Origin of the sequence: Kosakonia sp. H7A, from assembly GCF_003028445.1 — a bacterium.
GTDB classification, from domain to species: domain Bacteria; phylum Pseudomonadota; class Gammaproteobacteria; order Enterobacterales; family Enterobacteriaceae; genus Kosakonia; species Kosakonia radicincitans.
On the sequence record NZ_PYTZ01000001.1, the window covers coordinates 434,487 to 454,213 of the forward strand.

The following is a 19,727-nucleotide window of genomic DNA, read 5'->3' on the forward strand; positions in this document are numbered from 1 at the left end:
ACCGATAATAGGCGGCTTTTTTATTTTCAGGCCAAATAATGACAGATTATCTGCTGCTATTTATCGGAACGGTGCTGGTCAATAACTTCGTACTGGTGAAGTTTCTTGGCCTGTGTCCGTTTATGGGCGTTTCCAAAAAACTGGAAAGCGCCATGGGCATGGGTCTGGCGACCACCTTTGTGATGACGATGGCGTCGGTGTGCGCCTGGATTATCGATACCTGGGTTCTGATTCCGCTGGATTTAGTCTATCTGCGCACGCTGGCGTTTATCCTGATTATCGCGGTCGTTGTGCAGTTCACTGAAATGGTGGTGCGCAAAACCAGCCCGGCGCTCTATCGCCTGCTGGGGATCTTTCTGCCGTTGATTACCACCAACTGCGCGGTGCTGGGCGTTGCGCTGCTGAATATCAACCTTGGTCATAATTTCATGCAATCGGCGTTATATGGCTTTGCCGCCGCCGTTGGCTTCTCTTTGGTGATGGTGCTGTTCGCTGCGATCCGCGAGCGTCTGGTGGTTGCCGATGTGCCCGCCCCTTTCCGCGGCAATGCGATTGCGTTAATCACTGCGGGCTTAATGTCTCTGGCCTTTATGGGCTTTAGTGGTCTGGTAAAACTGTAATGAGTGCAATTTCAATTGCCGTTGCAGCTCTGAGCGTGCTAGGGCTGCTGTTCGGCCTCATTCTCGGTTACGCATCCCGCCGCTTTGCGGTTGAGGACGATCCGGTCGTTGAACGTATTGATGAGCTGCTGCCGCAAAGTCAGTGCGGCCAGTGCGGCTATCCAGGCTGTCGCCCTTATGCAGAAGCAGTGGGCATCAACGGCGAAAAAATTAACCGCTGCGCGCCGGGCGGCGAAGCGGTAATGCTGAAAATCGCCACGCTGCTGAATGTCGATCCGCAACCGATTGACGGCGATGCCAGCGCACAGGAGCCGGTACGGATGCTGGCGGTTATTGATGAAAACAACTGCATTGGCTGCACCAAATGCATCCAGGCCTGTCCGGTCGACGCCATCCTTGGCGCCACGCGCGCCATGCATACGGTGATGAGCGATCTGTGTACCGGTTGCAATCTTTGTGTGGATCCGTGCCCGACGCAGTGCATTGAATTGCGTCCTGTGGAAACGACCACCGCGAGCTGGAAATGGGATTTAGAAACCATCCCGGTACGTATTATTCCTGTGGAACACCATGCTTAAGTTATTTTCCGCTTTCCGAAAAGAGAAACTGTGGGATTTTCACGGTGGCATTCATCCGCCGGAGATGAAAACGCAGTCTAACGGCACGCCGCTGCGCCAGTTACCGCTGGCGCAGCGCTTTGTCATTCCGCTAAAACAACATATTGGTGCTGAAGGCGAGCTGTGCGTCAGCGTCGGTGATACGGTGCTGCGCGGCCAGCCGCTGACACGTGGTCGCGGCCGGATGCTGCCGGTGCATGCCCCGACGTCGGGTACCGTTATCGCTATCGCTCCCCACTCCACCGCTCACCCTTCAGCGTTGCCGGAGATGAGCGTCATTATTGCAGCGGATGGCGAAGATCGCTGGATCGAACGTGATGGCTGGAATGACTACCGCGCACACAGCATTGACGCGTTGCTCGAACGCATTCATCAGTATGGCGTCGCGGGGTTAGGCGGCGCGGGCTTTCCGACCGCCGCCAAACTGTATGGCGGCGGCAATAAAATTGAAACGCTGATCATCAATGCCGCCGAATGCGAGCCGTACATTACAGCTGACGACCGGCTGATGCAGGATTGTGCCGCGCAGATTATCGAAGGTGTGCGTATTCTGGCGCACATTCTTAAACCGCGTCAGACCCTCATCGGGATTGAAGATAATAAACCGCAGGCCATTTCGATGATGCGTGCGGTACTGGCCGACAGTCATGATATTCAGTTACGCGTTATTCCAACCAAATACCCGTCCGGCGGCGCAAAACAGTTGACGCAGATCCTGACAGGCAAACAGGTGCCGCACGGCGGTCGTTCTTCGGATATCGGCATCCTGATGCAAAACGTCGGCACGGCCTATGCGGTGAAACGCGCAGTGATTGATGGTGAGCCTCTGACCGAACGCGTCGTCACGCTGACCGGCGAAGCCGTCACCCGTCCCGGCAACGTCTGGGCGCGTCTGGGGACGCCAGTGCGTCATCTGCTTGAACATGCGGGTTTCTGTCCTTCCAGCGAACAACTGGTCATTATGGGCGGCCCGCTGATGGGCTTTACCCTGCCATGGCTGGATGTTCCGGTAGTCAAAATCACCAACTGTCTGCTGGCGCCATCTGCCAGCGAAATGGGTGAACCGCAGGAAGAAAAAGGCTGTATTCGCTGTAGCGCCTGTGCCGATGCTTGCCCGGCAGATTTACTGCCGCAGCAGCTTTACTGGTTCAGCAAGGGCCAGCAGCACGATAAGGCCACTGCGCATAACCTCTCCGATTGTATCGAATGCGGTGCCTGCGCCTGGGTGTGCCCCAGCAATATTCCGCTGGTGCAATATTTCCGCCAGGAGAAAGCGGAAATTTATGCCATTGCGCAGGAAGAGAAACGCACGATCGAAGCTAAAGCGCGCTTTGAGGCGCGTCAGGCTCGTCTTGAGCGCGATAAAATTGCCCGCCAGCAGCGCCACAAACAGGCCGCGGTGCAGCCTGGCGCTCAGGATCAGCAGGCTATCGACGCTGCGCTGGCCCGCGTGCGGGAAAAACAAGCTACCGCCACGCAACCAGTGGTGATTCAGGCTGGCGCTGAGCCGGATAACCGCGATGCCATCGCCGCCCGCGAAGCGCGCAAAGCGCAGGTCCGCGCCCGCCAGGCAGAGAAAGCACAGCTCGCTGAAGCAAACACGGCGAGCAGTGAAACGGACGATCCGCGCAAAGCGGCTGTCGAAGCCGCCATTGCCCGCGCGAAAGCGCGTAAAGCGGCGCAGGCTGAATCCCAGGTTGTCGAACAACAGCCGGAGCAGGCACCTGTCGATCCGCGCAAAGCTGCCGTTGAGGCAGCAATTGCCCGCGCGAAAGCGCGCAAAGCGGCGCAGGCTGAATCTCAGGTTGTCGAACAACCGCCGGAGCAGGCACCTGTCGATCCGCGCAAAGCCGCTGTCGAAGCCGCCATTGCCCGCGCGAAAGCGCGTAAAGCGGCGCAGGCTGAATCCCAGGTTGTCGAACAACCGCCGGAGCAGGCGCCTGTCGATCCGCGTAAAGCTGCCGTTGAGGCAGCAATTGCCCGAGCGAAAGCGCGCAAAGCGGCGCAGGCTGAATCCCCGGTTGTCGAACAACCGCCGGAGCAGGCACCTGTCGATCCGCGTAAAGCCGCTGTCGAAGCCGCCATTGCCCGCGCGAAAGCGCGCAAAGCAGAACAAACTCAGGCGCAGGTAGCGGTAAATGAGGCATCACCGGTTCCGCAGGCCGCCAATGATGATCCGCGTAAAGCGGTTGTCGCCGCCGCCATCGCCCGTGTTCAGGCTAAAAAAGCCGCGCAGCAAGCTGTTAACGAGGATTAAATGGTTTTCCGAATCGCAAGTTCCCCCTATACCCATAACCAGCGTCAGACTTCACGCATTATGCTGTTGGTGACGCTCGCCACCGTGCCTGGCATTGCCGCTCAACTGTGGTTTTTCGGTTGGGGAACCCTGATACAGATCATTCTCGCCATTGTCAGTGCCCTGGCAGCGGAAGCGCTGGTGTTGTCGCTGCGTAAACAAAACGTGGGCGCAATTCTGGCGGATAACTCGGCGCTGTTAACCGGCTTGCTGCTGGCGATCAGTATTCCCCCTTTCGCGCCGTGGTGGATGGTGGTGCTGGGTACGGTGTTCGCCGTCGTTATCGCCAAACAGTTATATGGCGGGCTTGGTCACAACCCATTTAACCCGGCGATGATCGGTTACGTGGTACTGCTGATCTCCTTCCCTGTGCAAATGACCAGTTGGCTGCCGCCATACGAAATCGCCCATACCGTGCCGGGTTTTATGGATGCGGTACAGGTGATCTTCAGCGGGCATACTGCAACGGGCGCCACCATGGAAACCCTGCGTATTGGCATTGATGGCGTCAGCCAGGCCACACCGCTGGATACCTTTAAAACGTCACTGCATGCGGGTCACAGCGTTGAGCAGATCCTGCAATACCCGATCTACAGCGGTGTGCTGGCGGGCGCAGGCTGGCAGTGGGTTAACCTTGGCTATCTGGCCGGCGGGCTGTTCCTGCTGTGGCAGAAGACCATTCGCTGGCATATTCCGCTGAGCTTCCTGCTTTCGCTTGCGGTGTGCTCCACGCTTGGCTGGATCTTTTCCCCGCAATCGCTGGCTGCACCGCATCTGCATTTACTCTCCGGCGCAACCATGCTGGGCGCTTTCTTTATTTTGACCGATCCGGTAACGGCCTCCACTACCAACAAAGGGCGGCTGATTTTTGGCGCGCTGGCGGGTTTGCTGGTGTGGCTGATCCGCAGTTTTGGCGGCTATCCGGACGGCGTCGCCTTTGCTGTACTGCTGGCTAATATCACCGTACCGCTGATTGACTACTACACGCGTCCTCGCGTGTACGGGCATCGATAAGGAGTCGCCATGCTAAAGACGATGCGTAAACATGGCGTGACGCTGGCGCTGTTTGCAGCGGGTTCTACCGGCCTGACAGCTGCCATTGATCAAATGACCAAAACCACGATTGCCGAGCAGGCCGCGCAGCAACAAAAAGCGCTGTTTGATCAGGTGATCCCCGGCGACAGCTATAATAATGCGCTGCAACAGAGCTGTTATCTGGTAAGCGATCCAGCGTTAGGTAAAGGCCAGCATCATCTGTGGATCGCTAAAAAAGATGAGCAGCCGGTGGCGGCAGTGATTGAAGCCACGGCACCCGACGGCTACTCTGGGGCAATTCAGTTACTGGTCGGTGCCGACTTTTCCGGCACCGTACTGGGTGTGCGCGTGACTGAGCATCATGAAACGCCGGGGCTGGGCGATAAAATCGAACTACGTATTTCTGACTGGATCACGCACTTTTCCGGGAAGCGAATTGAAGGTGCCACCGACCCGCATTTTGCGGTGAAAAAAGATGGCGGCGATTTCGATCAGTTCACGGGAGCCACCATTACCCCGCGCGCCGTGGTCAATGCGGTTAAACGCGCGGGTCTGTATGCAACGACGCTGCCTGAGCAGCTTTCCCGTTTACCGGGTTGTGGAGAGTAAACGATGAGCGAAGTAAAAGACGTTATCGTCCAGGGGCTGTGGAAGAACAACTCCGCGCTGGTGCAGTTGCTCGGGATGTGCCCGCTGCTGGCGGTAACCTCCACGGCGACTAACGCGCTGGGTCTGGGGCTCGCTACCACGCTGGTCCTGACGCTGACCAACTTGTTTATTTCGCTGTTGCGTCGCTGGACACCCGCAGAGATCCGTATTCCTGTTTATGTAATGATTATCGCGTCCGTGGTCAGTGCGGTACAGATGCTGATTAACGCTTACGCTTTTGGTCTGTACCAGTCATTGGGGATTTTTATCCCGCTGATCGTCACCAACTGTATCGTGGTCGGGCGCGCTGAAGCTTTCGCCGCGAAAAAAGGCCCGGCGTTATCGGCGCTGGATGGTTTTTCCATCGGCATGGGGGCAACCTGTGCGATGTTTGTTCTCGGCTCGCTGCGTGAAATTCTTGGCAACGGCACCCTGTTTGACGGCGCAGATGGTCTGCTCGGCAACTGGGCCAAAGTGCTGCGTATTGAAGTGTTTCATACCGATTCACCGTTTTTGCTGGCGATGTTGCCGCCCGGTGCATTTATCGGTCTGGGCATGATGCTGGCAGTGAAATATCTGATCGATCAAAAAATGAAAAAGCGCCGGGAAGCCGCTGCTGCTGTTAGTGACGCTGCGCACTCGTCGCCCGGGAAGGCATAATGAACAAAGCAAAACGGCTGGAAATATTAACCCGTTTACGGGAAAACAACCCACATCCGACCACCGAACTCAATTTCAGTTCGCCGTTTGAACTGTTGATCGCCGTGCTGCTTTCCGCCCAGGCGACCGACGTCAGCGTCAATAAAGCCACCGCGCTGCTCTACCCGGTTGCCAATACGCCAGCCGCGATGCTGGCGTTGGGCGTTGAGGGTGTGAAGCAATACATCAAAACAATTGGCCTGTTTAACAGCAAAGCGGAAAACGTGATTAAAACCTGCCGTATTTTGCTGGAAAAACATGGTGGCGAAGTGCCGGAAGATCGCGCCGCACTGGAAGCGCTGCCGGGCGTCGGGCGTAAAACCGCCAATGTGGTGCTCAACACCGCCTTTGGCTGGCCAACGATTGCCGTCGACACACACATCTTCCGCGTCTCTAACCGCACGCGTTTTGCGCCCGGTAAGAACGTTGAGGAAGTGGAAGAGAAACTGCTGAAAGTGGTACCGGCAGAGTTTAAAGTCGATTGCCACCACTGGTTGATCCTGCACGGGCGATACACCTGCATCGCCCGTAAGCCGCGCTGCGGCTCCTGCATTATCGAAGATCTCTGCGAGTACGACGACAAAGCCGAACTCTGACCGCTATCAGAACGGCCGGAATACCGCCAGCAGAATAATCACCGCCACCACGACGATAATCAGCGTGGTGGCATTACGCACAGCGCCTGCGCCCTTCACCGCCTCACCGCCCGCCATCCGGCGTATCGTTGCAGAGAGAAAGCCGTGCAGCCCGGAAAGTACAATCACGGCCACGATCTTCACGACCAGCCAGAGATGCGGAAACTGACCGTGAGCGATAACCATGATCGCCCCGGCAATCCACAGCAGCAACATCGCGGGGGTGACGACTTTGCGGCTCCAGCGACGTACCGCCAGCAGCAACCCAGCTGTTGAGGTTTTATCACTTTGCAGCGCGCTCCAGCCGGCAACCACAGCCATCACCAACATGCCGCCAATCCAGACGATGGCGGAGACAATATGTAACGCATTGAGCCACAGGTGAAAGTTCATTATTTGACTCCAGTAGAAAGGGACAGGCAGCAGTCTGCCAGCAGCGCGGCGGGATGTCATGAACAATGCGCGGCATAACGTTAAAAAAGCCATGGTTATTGCCTTTTTACAGTATGCGGAAGCAATGAAAATTGGCAGAACTTGCTGATTTTCAGCAGATAACTGATGTGATATTACTCACATCTCTGCACATTGCCCATCAAGGCGAATTAATGTTCGAAAAATGATGAATTGGACAAATAATCGTTCACTTATGCGTATTCATTAAGACTTATCATTTTTTTAGAAGAAAAAAATACAACCGCAGTGTGATTATACTGACATTGCTAATGTGATGTTAAAAAAGAAGTTTATTGCCGGGAATTTCAGACCGTAGCGCAAAGTTTAGCCACTTATTTTCAAGACATATAACCATTAATGTTTGATAAACCAGTCCAATACACTACATTATAAGCAAAATATCAGAACATATAGCTAATGACGTAATCCTACCCTATGATCCCAGTGGAAAAATCCATCTTTATTACATTGGTAAAATTTAACTCTGAATAACAAATACAATTACCGAGTAATGTAATGACAGAGATCTATGTAACAGAATATGTCAAAGGTATTGCCTGAAAGCCCAGGATAGTGAACATTACCCGCCGTTTCCCCTCCCAATATAACTATAAGCGTGATGAACTCTGGTTATTACGCGCTGAACACCCCCGTTAATATGGGATGTAAAAAAAGAGGTATATGTGTCAACTGCAAACAAACCAACCGAAAGCGTTAGCCTGAATGCTTTTAAACAACCGAAAGCGTTTTATCTGATTTTCTCGATCGAGTTATGGGAACGTTTTGGTTACTACGGCCTGCAAGGGATCATGGCCGTTTACCTGGTAAAACAGCTGGGTATGTCCGAAGCGGACTCGATTACGCTGTTCTCTTCCTTTAGCGCGTTGGTCTACGGCCTGGTCGCTATCGGCGGCTGGCTGGGCGATAAAGTCCTCGGTACCAAACGTGTGATTATGCTGGGCGCGATTGTGCTGGCGATCGGCTATGCACTGGTGGCATGGTCCGGCCATGACGCCGGTATCGTCTATATGGGTATGGCGGCTATCGCCGTCGGTAACGGGCTGTTCAAAGCCAACCCGTCTTCCCTGCTCTCTACCTGCTATGCCAAAGATGATCCGCGTCTGGACGGTGCATTTACCATGTACTACATGTCCGTTAACGTTGGCTCCTTCTTCTCTATGCTGGCAACGCCGTGGCTCGCCGCGAAGTTTGGCTGGAGCACGGCATTTGGTCTGAGCGTTGTCGGTCTGCTGATCACCATCGTTAACTTCGCCTTCTGCAAACGCTGGGTGAAAAATTACGGTTCAAAACCGGACTTCGCACCGGTGCGCATGGGTTACCTGCTGGCGACCATCGTCGGTGTCGCCGTGCTGATTGCTATCGCAACCTGGCTGCTGCACAACCAGGGGATCGCCCGTATGGTACTGGGTGTTGTTGCGCTGGGTATTATCTGCATCTTCGCGAAAGAGACGTTCGCCCTGCAAGGCGCTGCGCGTCGCAAAATGATTGTGGCCTTCATTCTGATGCTTCAGGCGATCGTTTTCTTCGTCCTGTACAGCCAGATGCCGACGTCCCTGAACTTCTTTGCCATTCGCAACGTTGAACATACCCTGTTTGGCATCGCGTTTGAGCCGGAACAGTATCAGGCGCTGAACCCGTTCTGGATCATTATTGGTAGCCCGATTTTGGCCGCAATCTACAACAAAATGGGCGATACGCTGCCGATGCCGCATAAATTTGCGATCGGTATGGTATTGTGCTCCGCCGCGTTCCTGGTTCTGCCGCTGGGCACCAAATTCGCTTCCGATGCCGGTATCGTCTCCGTGAACTGGCTGATTGCAAGTTACGCGCTGCAAAGTATCGGTGAACTGATGATCTCCGGGCTGGGCCTGGCGATGGTTGCGCAGTTGGTACCGCAACGACTGATGGGCTTCATCATGGGTAGCTGGTTCCTGACGACTGCCGGTGCGAACATCATCGCAGGTTACGTCGCTAACCAGATGGCAATCCCGGAAAACGTGACCGACCCGCTGATGTCACTGGACATCTACGGTACTGTCTTCCTGCAGATTGGTATCGCCACAGCCGTGATTGCGGTGCTGATGATCCTGGCTGCACCGAAGCTGAACCGCATGACGCAGAGCGACGACAACGTGCGTGAAGCGTCGGAAACCGCAACAGCGTAATTGCTGCGGGGAACACGAAATATTCAGCCGCTAACCCAGGTTAGCGGCTTTTTTTTTATTCCGCGACGTAATAACCTAATGCCCGAAATTAACTATAAGGAAAGCATAATGAAACTGTTTTACAAGCCCGGCGCCTGCTCGCTTGCATCGCACATTGCCCTGCGTGAAACCGGTAAAGACGTGACGCTGGTCAGCGTCGACCTGATGAAAAAGCGCCTGGAAAATGGCGACGACTTTTTTGCCATTAACCCGAAAGGCCAGATCCCTGCGCTTCAACTTGATGACACCACGCTGGTGACGGAAGGCGTGGCAATCATGCAATATGTCGCCGACAGCGCACCGGACAGCCAGCTTCTGGCGCCGGTCGGTACGTTGCCGCGCTACAAAACGCTGGAGTGGCTAAACTTTGTCGCGACCGAGCTGCATAAAGGCTTCACGCCGCTTTTCCGCCCGGATACGCCTGAAGAGTACAAACCGACGGTTCGCGCTCTGCTGGAGAAAAAGCTGCAATACGTGGACCAGTCCCTGGCGAATAGCGAGTGGATCAGCGGCGCGCGCTTCACTATTGCTGATGGCTACCTGTTTACGGTGCTGCGCTGGGCGCGCGCAGTGAAACTGAACATGGAAGGCCTGAGCCATATCGACGCGTACACGGCGCGTGTTGCCGCTCGTCCGGCCGTTGCGGCCGCGATGGCAGCGGAAGGTATTCAGTAAGCACTGATGGCCCGCGTGCGTTTGCGCGCGGCATTAATGCCAGTAAGAGAAAGGCGGGAAAATCCCGCCTTTTTTATTACAGCAAGGTTGCGCTGAACAGATGTTCCGGTTTCGCGATCCTGTCCTGCGCTGCCACCACTTGCAGTTCGTACTCCTGCATGCCCTGAGTGGTCAGCATAATTTCATACACCGCAGCCGTTACATGCTCCAGCGCCTCACGTACCGATGCACCCTGCAGCAGCTTCACCAGTAACAGCCCGCTGGTGACATCGCCGACGCCAACCGGCTGACGCGCGCCGAAATCGACCAGCGGACGGCTGATGTGCCAGGCTTCCTGCGGCGTCACCAGCAGCATCTCAAAACGATCCGCGCTCAGACCGGCGCGCGCCAGATGTTTCACCAGAACAATTTGCGGCCCTTTCGCAATCAGTTCACGCGCGGCAGCGACCGCTTCCTGCACGCTATTTACTGCATGTTCGCAAAGGATCTCCAGCTCAATCAGATTAGGCGCAATGATATCGCTGGCCGGTAACGCGTGGCGCAGATGGAATTCGGCGACGCCCGGCGCAACGATGCACCCTTTTTCGGGATGCCCCATCACCGGATCGCAGAAATATTTCGCCTGCGGATTGGCGGCTTTTACCTGACGCACGATACCGAGAATATGTTCGCCCTGCTCCGCCGACCCGAGATAGCCGCTTAGTACCGCGTCACAGCGCTGTAGCTGATCAATAGCGGCGATGCCCTGCACAATCTCCGTCAGATGCGCGGGCGGCATGACGCTACCGGTCCATTTGCCGTACTGGGTGTGGTTAGAAAACTGCACCGTATTCAGCGGCCAGACATTGGCGCCAAGGCGGCGCATCGGAAATTCAGCCGCACTGTTCCCCGCATGCCCAAAGACCACATGCGATTGAATGGCGAGGATGTTCTTCATTTTTGTAGCCTTGCAATGACGGGACGAAAAAGAAGGGAGTGATTTCTCACTCCCCGGGATATGACGTGAATTATTTCCAGCAGATCAGGCAGTAATTTTTCTTACCGCGACGCAGCAGCGTGTAGCGACCAAACAGGCGATCGCTGTCGGCGAAGGTGTATTCCGGATCGGACTGTTTTTCACCGTTGATGGTGACCGCATTGGAGGCGATGGTTTTACGCGCCTGGCCGCGGGATGGTTGCAGCTCGGAATCGACCAGCGCCTGCATCAGATCCGCACCTTTTTCCATCTCGACCATCGGCACGCCATCCTGCGCCAGCTGTTCGAAATCCGCTTCGCTCAGATCGCTCAGCGTGCCGTTAAACAGGCTTTCGGTGATGCGTTTTGCGGCAACCAGCCCCTCTTCGCCATGCACCAGTCGCGTGACCTGCTCGGCCAGCACATACTGTGCGCGCGGTGCTTTACCGCTGTTCTTGTCTTCTTCTTCCAGCGCGTTAATTTCGGCGATATCCATAAAGGTGAAGAATTTCAGGAAGCGATAAACATCGGCATCGGCGGTGTTGATCCAGAACTGGTAGAACTTGTACGGGCTGGTTTTCTTCGGATCCAGCCAGACCGCGCCGCCTTCGGTTTTACCGAATTTGGTGCCGTCAGCTTTGGTGATCAGCGGAACCGTCAGGCCAAATACCTGATTCTGGTGCAGACGACGGGTCAGGTCGATACCGGAGGTGATGTTGCCCCATTGATCGGAACCGCCGATCTGCAACGCCACGCCGTGCAGCTTGTTCAGGCAGGCGAAGTCGTAACCCTGTAACAGGTTGTAGGAGAACTCGGTAAAGGAGATACCGACATCATCACGGTTCAGACGTTGTTTCACCGCTTCTTTGTTAATCATCTGGTTAACAGAGAAGTGTTTGCCGATATCGCGCAGGAAGGTCAGCACGTTCATATTGCCGAACCAGTCGTAGTTGTTCGCCGCAATTGCGGAGTTGTCACCGCAGTCGAAATCGAGGAACGGTGCCACTTGCCGGCGGATTTTATCCACCCACTCCTGCACGGTCTCTTCGGTATTCAGTTTGCGCTCGGTCGCTTTAAAGCTCGGATCGCCAATCAGCCCGGTAGCGCCGCCTACCAGCGCTACCGGCTTGTGACCAGCCTGCTGGAAGCGTTTCAGGCATAACAATGGAACGAGATGCCCCAAATGCAAGCTGTCTGCGGTGGGATCGAAGCCGCAATAAAGCGCGATTGGCCCCTGCGCCAGTCGCTCTGCTAACGCTTCCTCATCCGTTACCTGAGCCACCAGGCCTCGCTCTTGCAATTGTTTAATCAAGTTACTGCTTGCCATCAAATTCTCCATGTATAAAACGGAACTGCACCTTTGCCGGTACACGACTTTTCGCCAGATGCGAAAGGATACTTCAGGGGGGCAGATAGCATAAAGCGCCGGAACACGGAGTACCAGCGCTTAACGCAACATTTTTCAGGGATTACGGAGCGAGACGATCAATTTTCCAGGCGTCATTTTCACGCTGGTATAAAAAACGATCGTGCAGACGGTTAGCGCCGCCCTGCCAGAACTCCATCTGCTCAATGCTGACGCGAAAACCTCCCCAGAAACTGGGCAGCGGAATTTCGCCCTGCTGGAACTTTTGCTTCAGTTCAAGAAACTTGCTTTCGAGGATACCGCGCGCGGAGATACGGCTGGATTGTTTAGAAACCCAGGCACCGATTTGACTGTCGCGCGGGCGGCTGTGAAAGTACTTCACCACTTCCAGCGTCGATAAGCGTTCTGCTTTACCGGTTACCATCACCTGACGTTCCAGCATATGCCACGGGAACAGCAGACTGACCGCCGGATTATGCTCAATATGGTGCGCTTTACGGCTACCAAGGTTGGTATAAAACACCAGCCCTTTTTCATCATAATGCTTGAGCAGCACGATGCGCTGATAAGGCTGACCGTTTTCATCCACCGTTGCTACCACCATGGCAGTCGGATCGATGAGCTGGGCCTCGCAGGCTTGCCCTAACCAGCGTTCAAAGAGTTTCAGCGGCTCTGCTGGCAGGTCGTTGCGGCGCAGACCGCCTTTTGTGTATTCACGGCGCAGATGCGCGATTTGCTGCAATTGATCGTTATCAGACATGGCGTTAGCAAAAAATAATCATCAGGGAGGGCTATTATGCGCCCCCCTGTGAAAATCTCAACGCTCTGGAATTAACTGACAGTTATTCAGCACGATGCGGTCGCGTTTATAGACCGTCGCGCCGTTACCTTTCGACCAGAAAACATAAACGCCATCAGTATAGCGCGCGCCGGATGCCGATAACCCTTGTTGCAGCGTCAGTAGCTTGTCATCCCAGACGAAACTGGCCTGCTGGCGGGTACGGTTAATTTTCACGGTCAGGGGTTTTTCATCGCACTGGTAAACCAGCGTGTCGGTATGCATCCGTTCAACGAACTGGTTGTAATAACTACACCCGGCAAGCAGTGCGGGCAGGCAGGCAATCAGCAGTTTTTTCATTGGGTATCCCTGGACAGTCCTGGTCACGGAGGGCGAAACGCCCTCCTTAAATCCGGTCAGTCTAGCGATGTAACACCAAAGTAAAATTCGGTTAACTCTGATTCTGGCGTGGGTTCGCCGGATAGATGGCGCCAAGTACCGTCGGCGCAGAAGCCCCGGTCACCGACGGCAGATTGCCTGGTAACCCGGCGAGCGTTCGCCATGCCAGCCAGGCAAAAGCCAGCGCTTCCATATCATCACCGCTGATCCCCGCGTCATCCGTAGTGGAAACTTCGATACCCGGCAGCAGCGCCGCCAGACGCGCCATCAACAGCGGATTACGGCTGCCGCCGCCGCACACCAGCAGACGTTCACAACCGCCGCTCAGCAATACCTGTTCGGAAATGGTCACCGCCGTCAGTTCCGTCAGCGTTGCCTGGACATCGCTGGCGCTAATACCCGGGAAATGGACCAGGTGGCGCTCAAGCCAGCCATAGTTGAAATATTCGCGCCCGGTGCTTTTCGGCGGTATTGCCGCGAAGTAAGGATCGCTGAGCATATTTTGCAGCAACGGCAGCACCACTTTCCCTTCGCTTGCCCACTGAGCGTCTTTGTCATATGGCTTGCCCTTTTGTCGCCAAATCCAGGCATCCATCAGCATATTACCCGGCCCGGTATCATAGCCTCTGACCGGTTGACCGGGGATTAACAGCGACAGATTGGCAATGCCGCCAATATTGAGCACCATCCGTCGTTCAACCGGATGCGCCAGCAGCGCGTGGTGAAAAGCCGGAACCAGCGGCGCGCCCTGTCCACCCAGCGCCATATCGCGCCGACGAAAATCGCCGACCACCGTTACGCCAGTACGAGCGGCAATCTGATTGTTATCGCCTATTTGCAGCGTATGCGGTGCAACTCCCGTTGGTTCATGCCAGACCGTTTGCCCGTGGCAGCCAATCGCCACGATATCCTCCGGGTGCAGATGCTCGCGATCCATCAACGCCAGAACGGCATCAGCGAACAGTTTTCCCAGTTGCGTATCCAGCCGTCCCAGTTGTGAGAGCGTGAGCGGCTGCCCCTGGCAAATCGCGAGGATCGCCTCTTTCAGCGGCAGTGGAATAGGAAACGTAAGGCTTGCCTGCTGCGCGACCATGTTCTCATCGATGGCCGCCAGCACCACATCCACACCGTCCAGACTCGTTCCCGACATCACCCCAATGTAGCGACCCGATTTCATGCGCCTTCCTTAATTTGCGTAACTCAGGAGCAACACTCCACCATAAAGCAACCATTAACGCTATCGACTACAAACACTTTTTAACAATCCTGCCGTTTTACACTAAGTGAAATCCCATCAGGTCGCGTTTATAATCGCTTCGTTTAAATCTGGTTAAACAGACACCGGGTATTATTTTTGCCAGGATTAGGCAGAAGATACGACCTGGCATTGTAAAAATGCCATATAATTTAACCATGACGGATGCTCATAAGAGCATTTCATGGTGAACAGGAGATTCATAAATGATGTTACGTGCACTGGCAGTTTCGCTGATTGGTTTAACGTTGGCTGGTTGTGTCAACAACGATACGCTTTCCGGTGATGTTTACTCTGCCTCCGAAGCCAAACAAGTGCAAAATGTCACTTACGGCACCATTGTTCATGTCCGTCAGGTGCAGCTCCAGGGCGGCGATAACAGCAACGTTATTGGCGCGATTGGCGGCGCAGTGTTGGGTGGTTTCCTCGGTAATACCGTGGGTGGCGGCACTGGTCGTTCTCTGGCTACCGCAGCAGGCGCGGTTGCAGGCGGCGTAGCGGGTCAATCCGTTCAGGGTTCGCTGAACAAAACTCAGGGCGTTGAGCTGGAAATTCGTAAAGACGACGGTAACACCATCATGGTGGTGCAGAAACAGGGCAATACCCATTTCTCTGCTGGCCAGCGCGTCGCGATGGCCAGCAACGGCAGCCAGGTAACGGTCTCTCCGCGCTAAGCCGGAGGCTGGTTGTTGCAGTTGCGACCACCTTCAGACATAAAAAAAGCCTTGCGATGCAAGGCTTTTTCAATTCAATCCCGCGACTGTAGCTCAAGGATATTTTGCTCCAGCCGGGCAATCATCTTGATTAACAGATCCAGTTCTTCCGCAGAGATCCCGGAAAGAATTTCACCCCGGGTTTTGCGAATTACTGTCTCCATTTCATCGATAATCGGTGCTGCTTTTTCCGTCAATTTGATCCGTTTTGCCCGGCGATCGCTGGCGCATGTCTGGCGAGAAATAAGACCTTTCTCCTCCAGTTGGTCAAGCGTACGCACCAGCGAAGGCTGCTCAATGCCAATCGCTTTGGCCAGTTGAATTTGCGACTGCTCGGGCGGCAACTGATGAATATTGTGCAGCGTTACCCAGTGAGTCTGCGTTAATTCCAGAGGTTTCAGGCGATGGTCAATCAAAGCGCGCCATACGCGCACTAAGCGTGCCAGATCAGAACCTAATGGCGATTCCAATTTCATCTCCTTATAATTAGCTTGCTAACTTATTATACTCATTTTAAAATAGTTTGCAGTATTTGTATTGGTAAAACAAATGTATTGCTGTCCCGGACAAGTAGTTTGCGAAGTCGCTCCCAGCTCTGACGTGGCATCTTTATCTCTTTTCTTACCGTTAAGCCCTGCCCGGCGATCCGTTTGACTGTACAGGACCCATAAACGTGAAGTGGAATTCGAGTTCGCTGGATTTACCCCTCCAGGACCTGATTTTCGGCGCATCAGTCTATTTCCCGCCTGTTTTTAAAGTCGTGATGCTTGGCTTTCTGCTGTGGCTTGTCGCCCACCGTTTGTTGCGCGAGTGGATCTACGCTGGCGAGATCTGGCACCCCATTCTGATGGATCTTTCCCTGTTTGTTATTGCGCTGAGTCTCGCGCTCGGCTTGCTCATCGTGTGGTAATTATGCATCTGAAATCCCTTAAATATTTCTCCACTTTGCTGGTACTGGCCGTGGCCATTGTCGCGGCGTGGTGGATGTGGAACTACTACATGCAAACCCCCTGGACGCGGGATGGGAAAGTTCGCGCCGAACAGGTCAGTATTACGCCGCAGGTTTCCGGCACGATTACCATGCTGGCGGTGAAAGATAATCAGCTCGTCAAAGCCGGGCAATTGCTGTTCCGCATCGATGACACGCCATACCACATCGCCGTTCTGAACGCCGAAGCGCAGTTGGCAAAAGCGCAAACCGATCTGGCAAAAGCCAGTAATGAAGCCAACCGCCGCCGCCACCTGTCACAAAATTACATCTCCGCAGAAGATCTCGATACCGCCAATATTGGTGTTAAAGCTGCACAGGCGGGCGTTGCAGTCGCCGAAGCGCAGCTCGCACAGGCAAAATGGCAACTGGCGCAGACCACCGTCAGCGCGCCGGTGGATGGCTGGGTCACGAATCTTTCGGCGCGCACAGGCAATTACGCCACCGCCGGACAGCCAGTCTTCGCCCTTGTCGATAGCCATTCGTTTTATGTCATGGGTTATTTTGAAGAGACCAAACTGCGCCATATTCATGAAGGTGCCGCCGCGAAAATCGTCCTCTACAGCGGTAATGTTACGTTACAGGGTCACGTATTCGGTATTGGTCGTGCGATCTACGATCAGAGCGTTGAGACGGACAGCGGCCTGGTCCCGGACATCAAACCAAATGTACCCTGGGTGCGGCTGGCGCAGCGCGTGCCGGTACGTATTCAGTTTGATAAATTACCCGACGGTCTGACGCTGGTTTCCGGCACTACCTGTACCGTGGCAATTGGCGAACAACCATGAAATCCCCTGCCTGGCTGTGGCAAAACCTGCCGTGGGTGAAAGCCACGCCTGCGCAGTGGCGCTATGCATTGCGCAACGGGGTCGCCATGTGTCTGGCGCTTACGGTGGCTTATTATCTCGATCTGGATCAACCCTACTGGGCGATGACGTCCGCCGCAGTGGTCAGTTTTCCCACTGTTGGCGGCGTGATCAGCAAAAGTCTTGGCCGTATTGCCGGTAGCCTGCTCGGTGCCAGCGCCGCGCTGATTATTGCCGGGCAAACGCTGAATGATCCGTGGTTGTTTCTGTTTGCCATGGCCGGCTGGATTGCCTTTTGTACCTGGGCTTGCGCGCAATTTACCAATAATGTCGCTTACGCATTTCAGCTTGCTGGCTATACCGCCGCGATTATCGCTTTCCCGGCGATCAACATTACCGATACCACCGAACTGTGGGATATCGCCCAGGCACGCGTGTGTGAAGTGATATTAGGTATATTGTGCGGCGGTTTTATGATGATGGTGATGCCCGGCACGGCGGACGGCGTCACGTTACTGGTGACATTAAAAAAGATGCATGCCCGTTTGCTTGAGCATGCCAGCCTGCTGTGGCAACCGGAAACAACCGATGCTATTCGCGCCGCCCATGAAAGTGTCATCGGGCAGATTCTTACCACCAATCTGCTGCGCATTCAGGCTTTCTGGAGCCACTACCGTTTTCGTCGGCAGAACGCCTTGCTTAGCTGGCTGCTGCACCAGCAACTGCGTATGACCAGCGTGATCTCCAGCCTGCGCCGCATGCTGCTTAACTGGCCGGACGCGCCAGCCAATTTGCGCCCGACAGTAGAAGAATTATTGGCCGCGCTGGCCAGGCCGAACGCGGACGCGCTGACCATCGCCAGGATAATCGCCCCTCTTGCGCCTGGCGAGCAGGATGATTACCGCCACCACGCATTCTGGCAGCGCTTACGCTATTTTTGCCGCCTCTATCTGGAGAGCAACCGCTGGCTGGCACGTGTCGAGAACGCAACGCCGATCAGTGTCTATACGCCGCCGCGCAGCCCGGCGTTAATGCGCTATACCGATAATGCCGAGGCGCTGTGGAGCGGTATTCGTACTTTCTGCGCGCTGGCTCTGGTGGGCGCCTGGAGCATTAATACGCAGTGGGGATATGGCGCGGCGGCGCTGACGCTGGCGGCAATCAGTTGCGTACTCTATTCGGTGTCGCCTGCGCCTTTTAACTCGCTGACGCTGCTGCTGCGCACATTGCTGCTGCTGTCGCTGTTCAGTTTTGTGGTGAAATTTGGCCTGATGGTGCAGATAAGCGAGCTGGGTTCATTTTTGCTGTTCCTGTTTCCGCTGCTGACGACCATGCAACTGCTGAAATTGCAGCTCCCCAAACAGGCCGGGCTGTTGGGACAGTTGATCGTCTTTATGGGCTCGTTTATCGCGGTGACCAATCCGCCTGCTTATGATTTCGCCGATTTTTTAAATGACAATCTGGCGAAAATCCTCGGCGTTGCGCTGGCCTGGCTGTTGTTTGCCGTGCTGCGCCCGGGTTCCGATGCGCGCAAAAGCCGCCGCCATATCCGTACATTGCGGCGTAATTTTGTCGATCAACTCAGTCGGGTACCGCAACTGAGCGAAGATGCGTTCGAGTCCGTGGTCTATCATCACATCAGCCAGTTGAGCAACAGCCAGGATGCGCTGGCGCGGCGTTGGTTATTGCGTTGGGGAGTGGTGCTGCTGAATTGCTCGCATGTGGTGTGGCAACTTCGCGAATGGGAAATTCGTTCCGATGTGCTGGCAAACGTGCGTGATATCTGCATTGCGTTATTGCGCGATGTAATGAGTGAGCGTGGCGTTCAGCAACGAACGCTGTCCGCCACGCAGGCGGAGTTACAACATATTTGTGTGACGCTGGGAAAACATCATCAGCCTGCGGCGCGCGAACTGGCGTCGGTTATCTGGCGTCTTTACTGTTCGCTTTCCCAACTGGAGCAAGCGCCGCCCGAAGGCACGCTTATCGAACGAATCACTTGATGACGCCACAGGCATAACGCGCCCCGCCTCCACCCAGCGGTTTTGGTTGATCGGACATATTATCGCCGCCGACATGAATCATCAGCGCTTTATCTTTCACGTCATCCAGCTTTTTCAGCCGCGGTGCCATCACCGGATCGGTCGCTTTACCGTCGTTATTGACTACCAGCACCGGCAGATCGCCTAAATGTCCGACGCCCTCCGGCCCTTCATGTTTACCCGTATGTTGCGGATCAAGGTGGCCGCCTGCAGCCTCAGCGGCAGAGGCTTTCCCCTCCTTCATAGCGGGCTCACAACTGCCTTTCGCGTGGACGTGAAAGCCGTGCTCGCCAGGCGGCAGGGCTTTCAGATCCGGCGCAAATTCCAGCCCTTTGTCCGTTTCACTGATTTTCACGCTGCCGATCGACTGCCCAATGCCCTGGGCAGTGACGAGATGCATCTCGACGTCTTCACTGGCGGCCTGCGCCCCCGTACAGACCAACAGCGCCAGCATTGCCAGACTAAAACGCTTCATATGACCTCCTTTGATATACGTTTACCCTGTCAGTTTAAACCAGGATG

General features: G+C 55.0%; 21 protein-coding genes. 13 read left to right on the forward strand and 8 right to left on the reverse strand.

What is annotated here, in order from left to right; genetic code table 11:
- Positions 1–38 precede the first annotated feature (38 nt).
- Genes rsxA through nth form a run of 7 tightly spaced genes read left to right on the forward strand, consistent with a single transcriptional unit; the run spans position 39 to position 6,511 of the window.
- Positions 39–620, forward strand: coding sequence for an electron transport complex subunit RsxA (rsxA, locus tag CWM66_RS01890; protein WP_007374792.1), 582 nt, complete (start codon positions 39–41; stop codon positions 618–620).
- Positions 620–1,198 (forward strand): electron transport complex subunit RsxB, encoded by a 579-nt coding sequence (gene rsxB, locus CWM66_RS01895; protein ID WP_007374791.1) that lies wholly within the window; start codon positions 620–622, stop codon positions 1,196–1,198. The genes rsxA and rsxB overlap by 1 nt, the downstream gene beginning before the upstream one ends.
- Positions 1,191–3,494 (forward strand): electron transport complex subunit RsxC, encoded by a 2,304-nt coding sequence (rsxC, locus tag CWM66_RS01900; protein WP_107146185.1) that lies wholly within the window; start codon positions 1,191–1,193, stop codon positions 3,492–3,494. Before rsxB ends, rsxC begins: the two co-directional genes overlap by 8 nt.
- Positions 3,495–4,547, forward strand: coding sequence for an electron transport complex subunit RsxD (gene rsxD, locus CWM66_RS01905; protein ID WP_007374789.1), 1,053 nt, complete (start codon positions 3,495–3,497; stop codon positions 4,545–4,547).
- A gap of 9 nt (positions 4,548–4,556) precedes the next feature.
- Positions 4,557–5,177, forward strand: coding sequence for an electron transport complex subunit RsxG (gene rsxG, locus CWM66_RS01910; RefSeq protein WP_007374788.1), 621 nt, complete (start codon positions 4,557–4,559; stop codon positions 5,175–5,177).
- Positions 5,178–5,180: 3 nt separating this feature from the next.
- Positions 5,181–5,876, forward strand: a complete 696-nt coding sequence (locus CWM66_RS01915) for an electron transport complex subunit E (RefSeq protein ID WP_007374787.1) — start codon at positions 5,181–5,183, stop codon at positions 5,874–5,876.
- Positions 5,876–6,511, forward strand: coding sequence for an endonuclease III (nth, locus tag CWM66_RS01920; protein WP_007374786.1), 636 nt, complete (start codon positions 5,876–5,878; stop codon positions 6,509–6,511). Before CWM66_RS01915 ends, nth begins: the two co-directional genes overlap by 1 nt.
- Before the next feature lie 6 nt (positions 6,512–6,517).
- Here nth and CWM66_RS01925 read toward each other — a convergent pair whose 3' ends face one another.
- Positions 6,518–6,943, reverse strand: coding sequence for a CopD family protein (locus CWM66_RS01925; RefSeq protein ID WP_107146186.1), 426 nt, complete (start codon positions 6,941–6,943; stop codon positions 6,518–6,520).
- 743 nt (positions 6,944–7,686) lie between these two features.
- Here CWM66_RS01925 and dtpA point away from each other — a divergent pair.
- Positions 7,687–9,189, forward strand: coding sequence for a dipeptide/tripeptide permease DtpA (dtpA, locus tag CWM66_RS01930; RefSeq protein WP_107146187.1), 1,503 nt, complete (start codon positions 7,687–7,689; stop codon positions 9,187–9,189).
- Positions 9,190–9,297: 108 nt separating this feature from the next.
- Positions 9,298–9,903 carry a glutathione transferase GstA gene (gstA, locus tag CWM66_RS01935; protein ID WP_107146188.1) on the forward strand — a complete coding sequence of 202 codons (606 nt, stop codon included), beginning with the start codon at positions 9,298–9,300 and terminating at the stop codon, positions 9,901–9,903.
- 76 nt (positions 9,904–9,979) lie between these two features.
- Here gstA and pdxY read toward each other — a convergent pair whose 3' ends face one another.
- The 5 genes from pdxY to anmK form a co-directional block, all read right to left on the reverse strand.
- Positions 9,980–10,840 carry a pyridoxal kinase PdxY gene (gene pdxY, locus CWM66_RS01940; protein WP_007374782.1) on the reverse strand — a complete coding sequence of 287 codons (861 nt, stop codon included), beginning with the start codon at positions 10,838–10,840 and terminating at the stop codon, positions 9,980–9,982.
- Between the two features lie 70 nt (positions 10,841–10,910).
- Entirely contained in the window at positions 10,911–12,185 is a 1,275-nt protein-coding gene (gene tyrS, locus CWM66_RS01945) for a tyrosine--tRNA ligase (protein WP_007374781.1), read from the reverse strand.
- A 142-nt stretch (positions 12,186–12,327) separates the two neighbouring features.
- Positions 12,328–12,984, reverse strand: coding sequence for a pyridoxamine 5'-phosphate oxidase (gene pdxH / locus CWM66_RS01950; RefSeq protein ID WP_107146189.1), 657 nt, complete (start codon positions 12,982–12,984; stop codon positions 12,328–12,330).
- A 57-nt stretch (positions 12,985–13,041) separates the two neighbouring features.
- Entirely contained in the window at positions 13,042–13,362 is a 321-nt protein-coding gene (mliC, locus tag CWM66_RS01955; RefSeq protein WP_007374779.1) for a C-type lysozyme inhibitor, read from the reverse strand.
- Between the two features lie 91 nt (positions 13,363–13,453).
- Entirely contained in the window at positions 13,454–14,578 is a 1,125-nt protein-coding gene (gene anmK / locus CWM66_RS01960; RefSeq protein ID WP_007374778.1) for an anhydro-N-acetylmuramic acid kinase, read from the reverse strand.
- A 284-nt stretch (positions 14,579–14,862) separates the two neighbouring features.
- Between anmK and slyB the strand changes: the two genes are divergently transcribed.
- On the forward strand, positions 14,863–15,330 hold the full coding sequence (gene slyB / locus CWM66_RS01965) for an outer membrane lipoprotein SlyB (protein WP_007374777.1): 468 nt from the start codon (positions 14,863–14,865) through the stop codon (positions 15,328–15,330).
- A gap of 74 nt (positions 15,331–15,404) precedes the next feature.
- Here slyB and slyA read toward each other — a convergent pair whose 3' ends face one another.
- Complete coding sequence (gene slyA, locus CWM66_RS01970; protein WP_035889248.1) at positions 15,405–15,845, reverse strand: transcriptional regulator SlyA; 441 nt, start codon at positions 15,843–15,845, stop codon at positions 15,405–15,407.
- A 197-nt stretch (positions 15,846–16,042) separates the two neighbouring features.
- Here slyA and CWM66_RS01975 point away from each other — a divergent pair, with 197 nt between their 5' ends.
- The 3 genes from CWM66_RS01975 to CWM66_RS01985 are packed head-to-tail and all read left to right on the forward strand — an operon-like array spanning position 16,043 to position 19,166.
- On the forward strand, positions 16,043–16,279 hold the full coding sequence (locus CWM66_RS01975; protein WP_007374775.1) for a DUF1656 domain-containing protein: 237 nt from the start codon (positions 16,043–16,045) through the stop codon (positions 16,277–16,279).
- A 2-nt stretch (positions 16,280–16,281) separates the two neighbouring features.
- Positions 16,282–17,145, forward strand: coding sequence for an HlyD family secretion protein (locus tag CWM66_RS01980; RefSeq protein WP_107146190.1), 864 nt, complete (start codon positions 16,282–16,284; stop codon positions 17,143–17,145).
- Positions 17,142–19,166 carry an FUSC family protein gene (locus tag CWM66_RS01985; RefSeq protein ID WP_107146191.1) on the forward strand — a complete coding sequence of 675 codons (2,025 nt, stop codon included), beginning with the start codon at positions 17,142–17,144 and terminating at the stop codon, positions 19,164–19,166. The genes CWM66_RS01980 and CWM66_RS01985 overlap by 4 nt, the downstream gene beginning before the upstream one ends.
- Here the strand turns inward: CWM66_RS01985 and sodC are convergent.
- Entirely contained in the window at positions 19,159–19,680 is a 522-nt protein-coding gene (gene sodC, locus CWM66_RS01990; protein WP_035889244.1) for a superoxide dismutase [Cu-Zn] SodC, read from the reverse strand. The genes CWM66_RS01985 and sodC overlap by 8 nt on opposite strands.
- Positions 19,681–19,727: the final 47 nt, after the last annotated feature.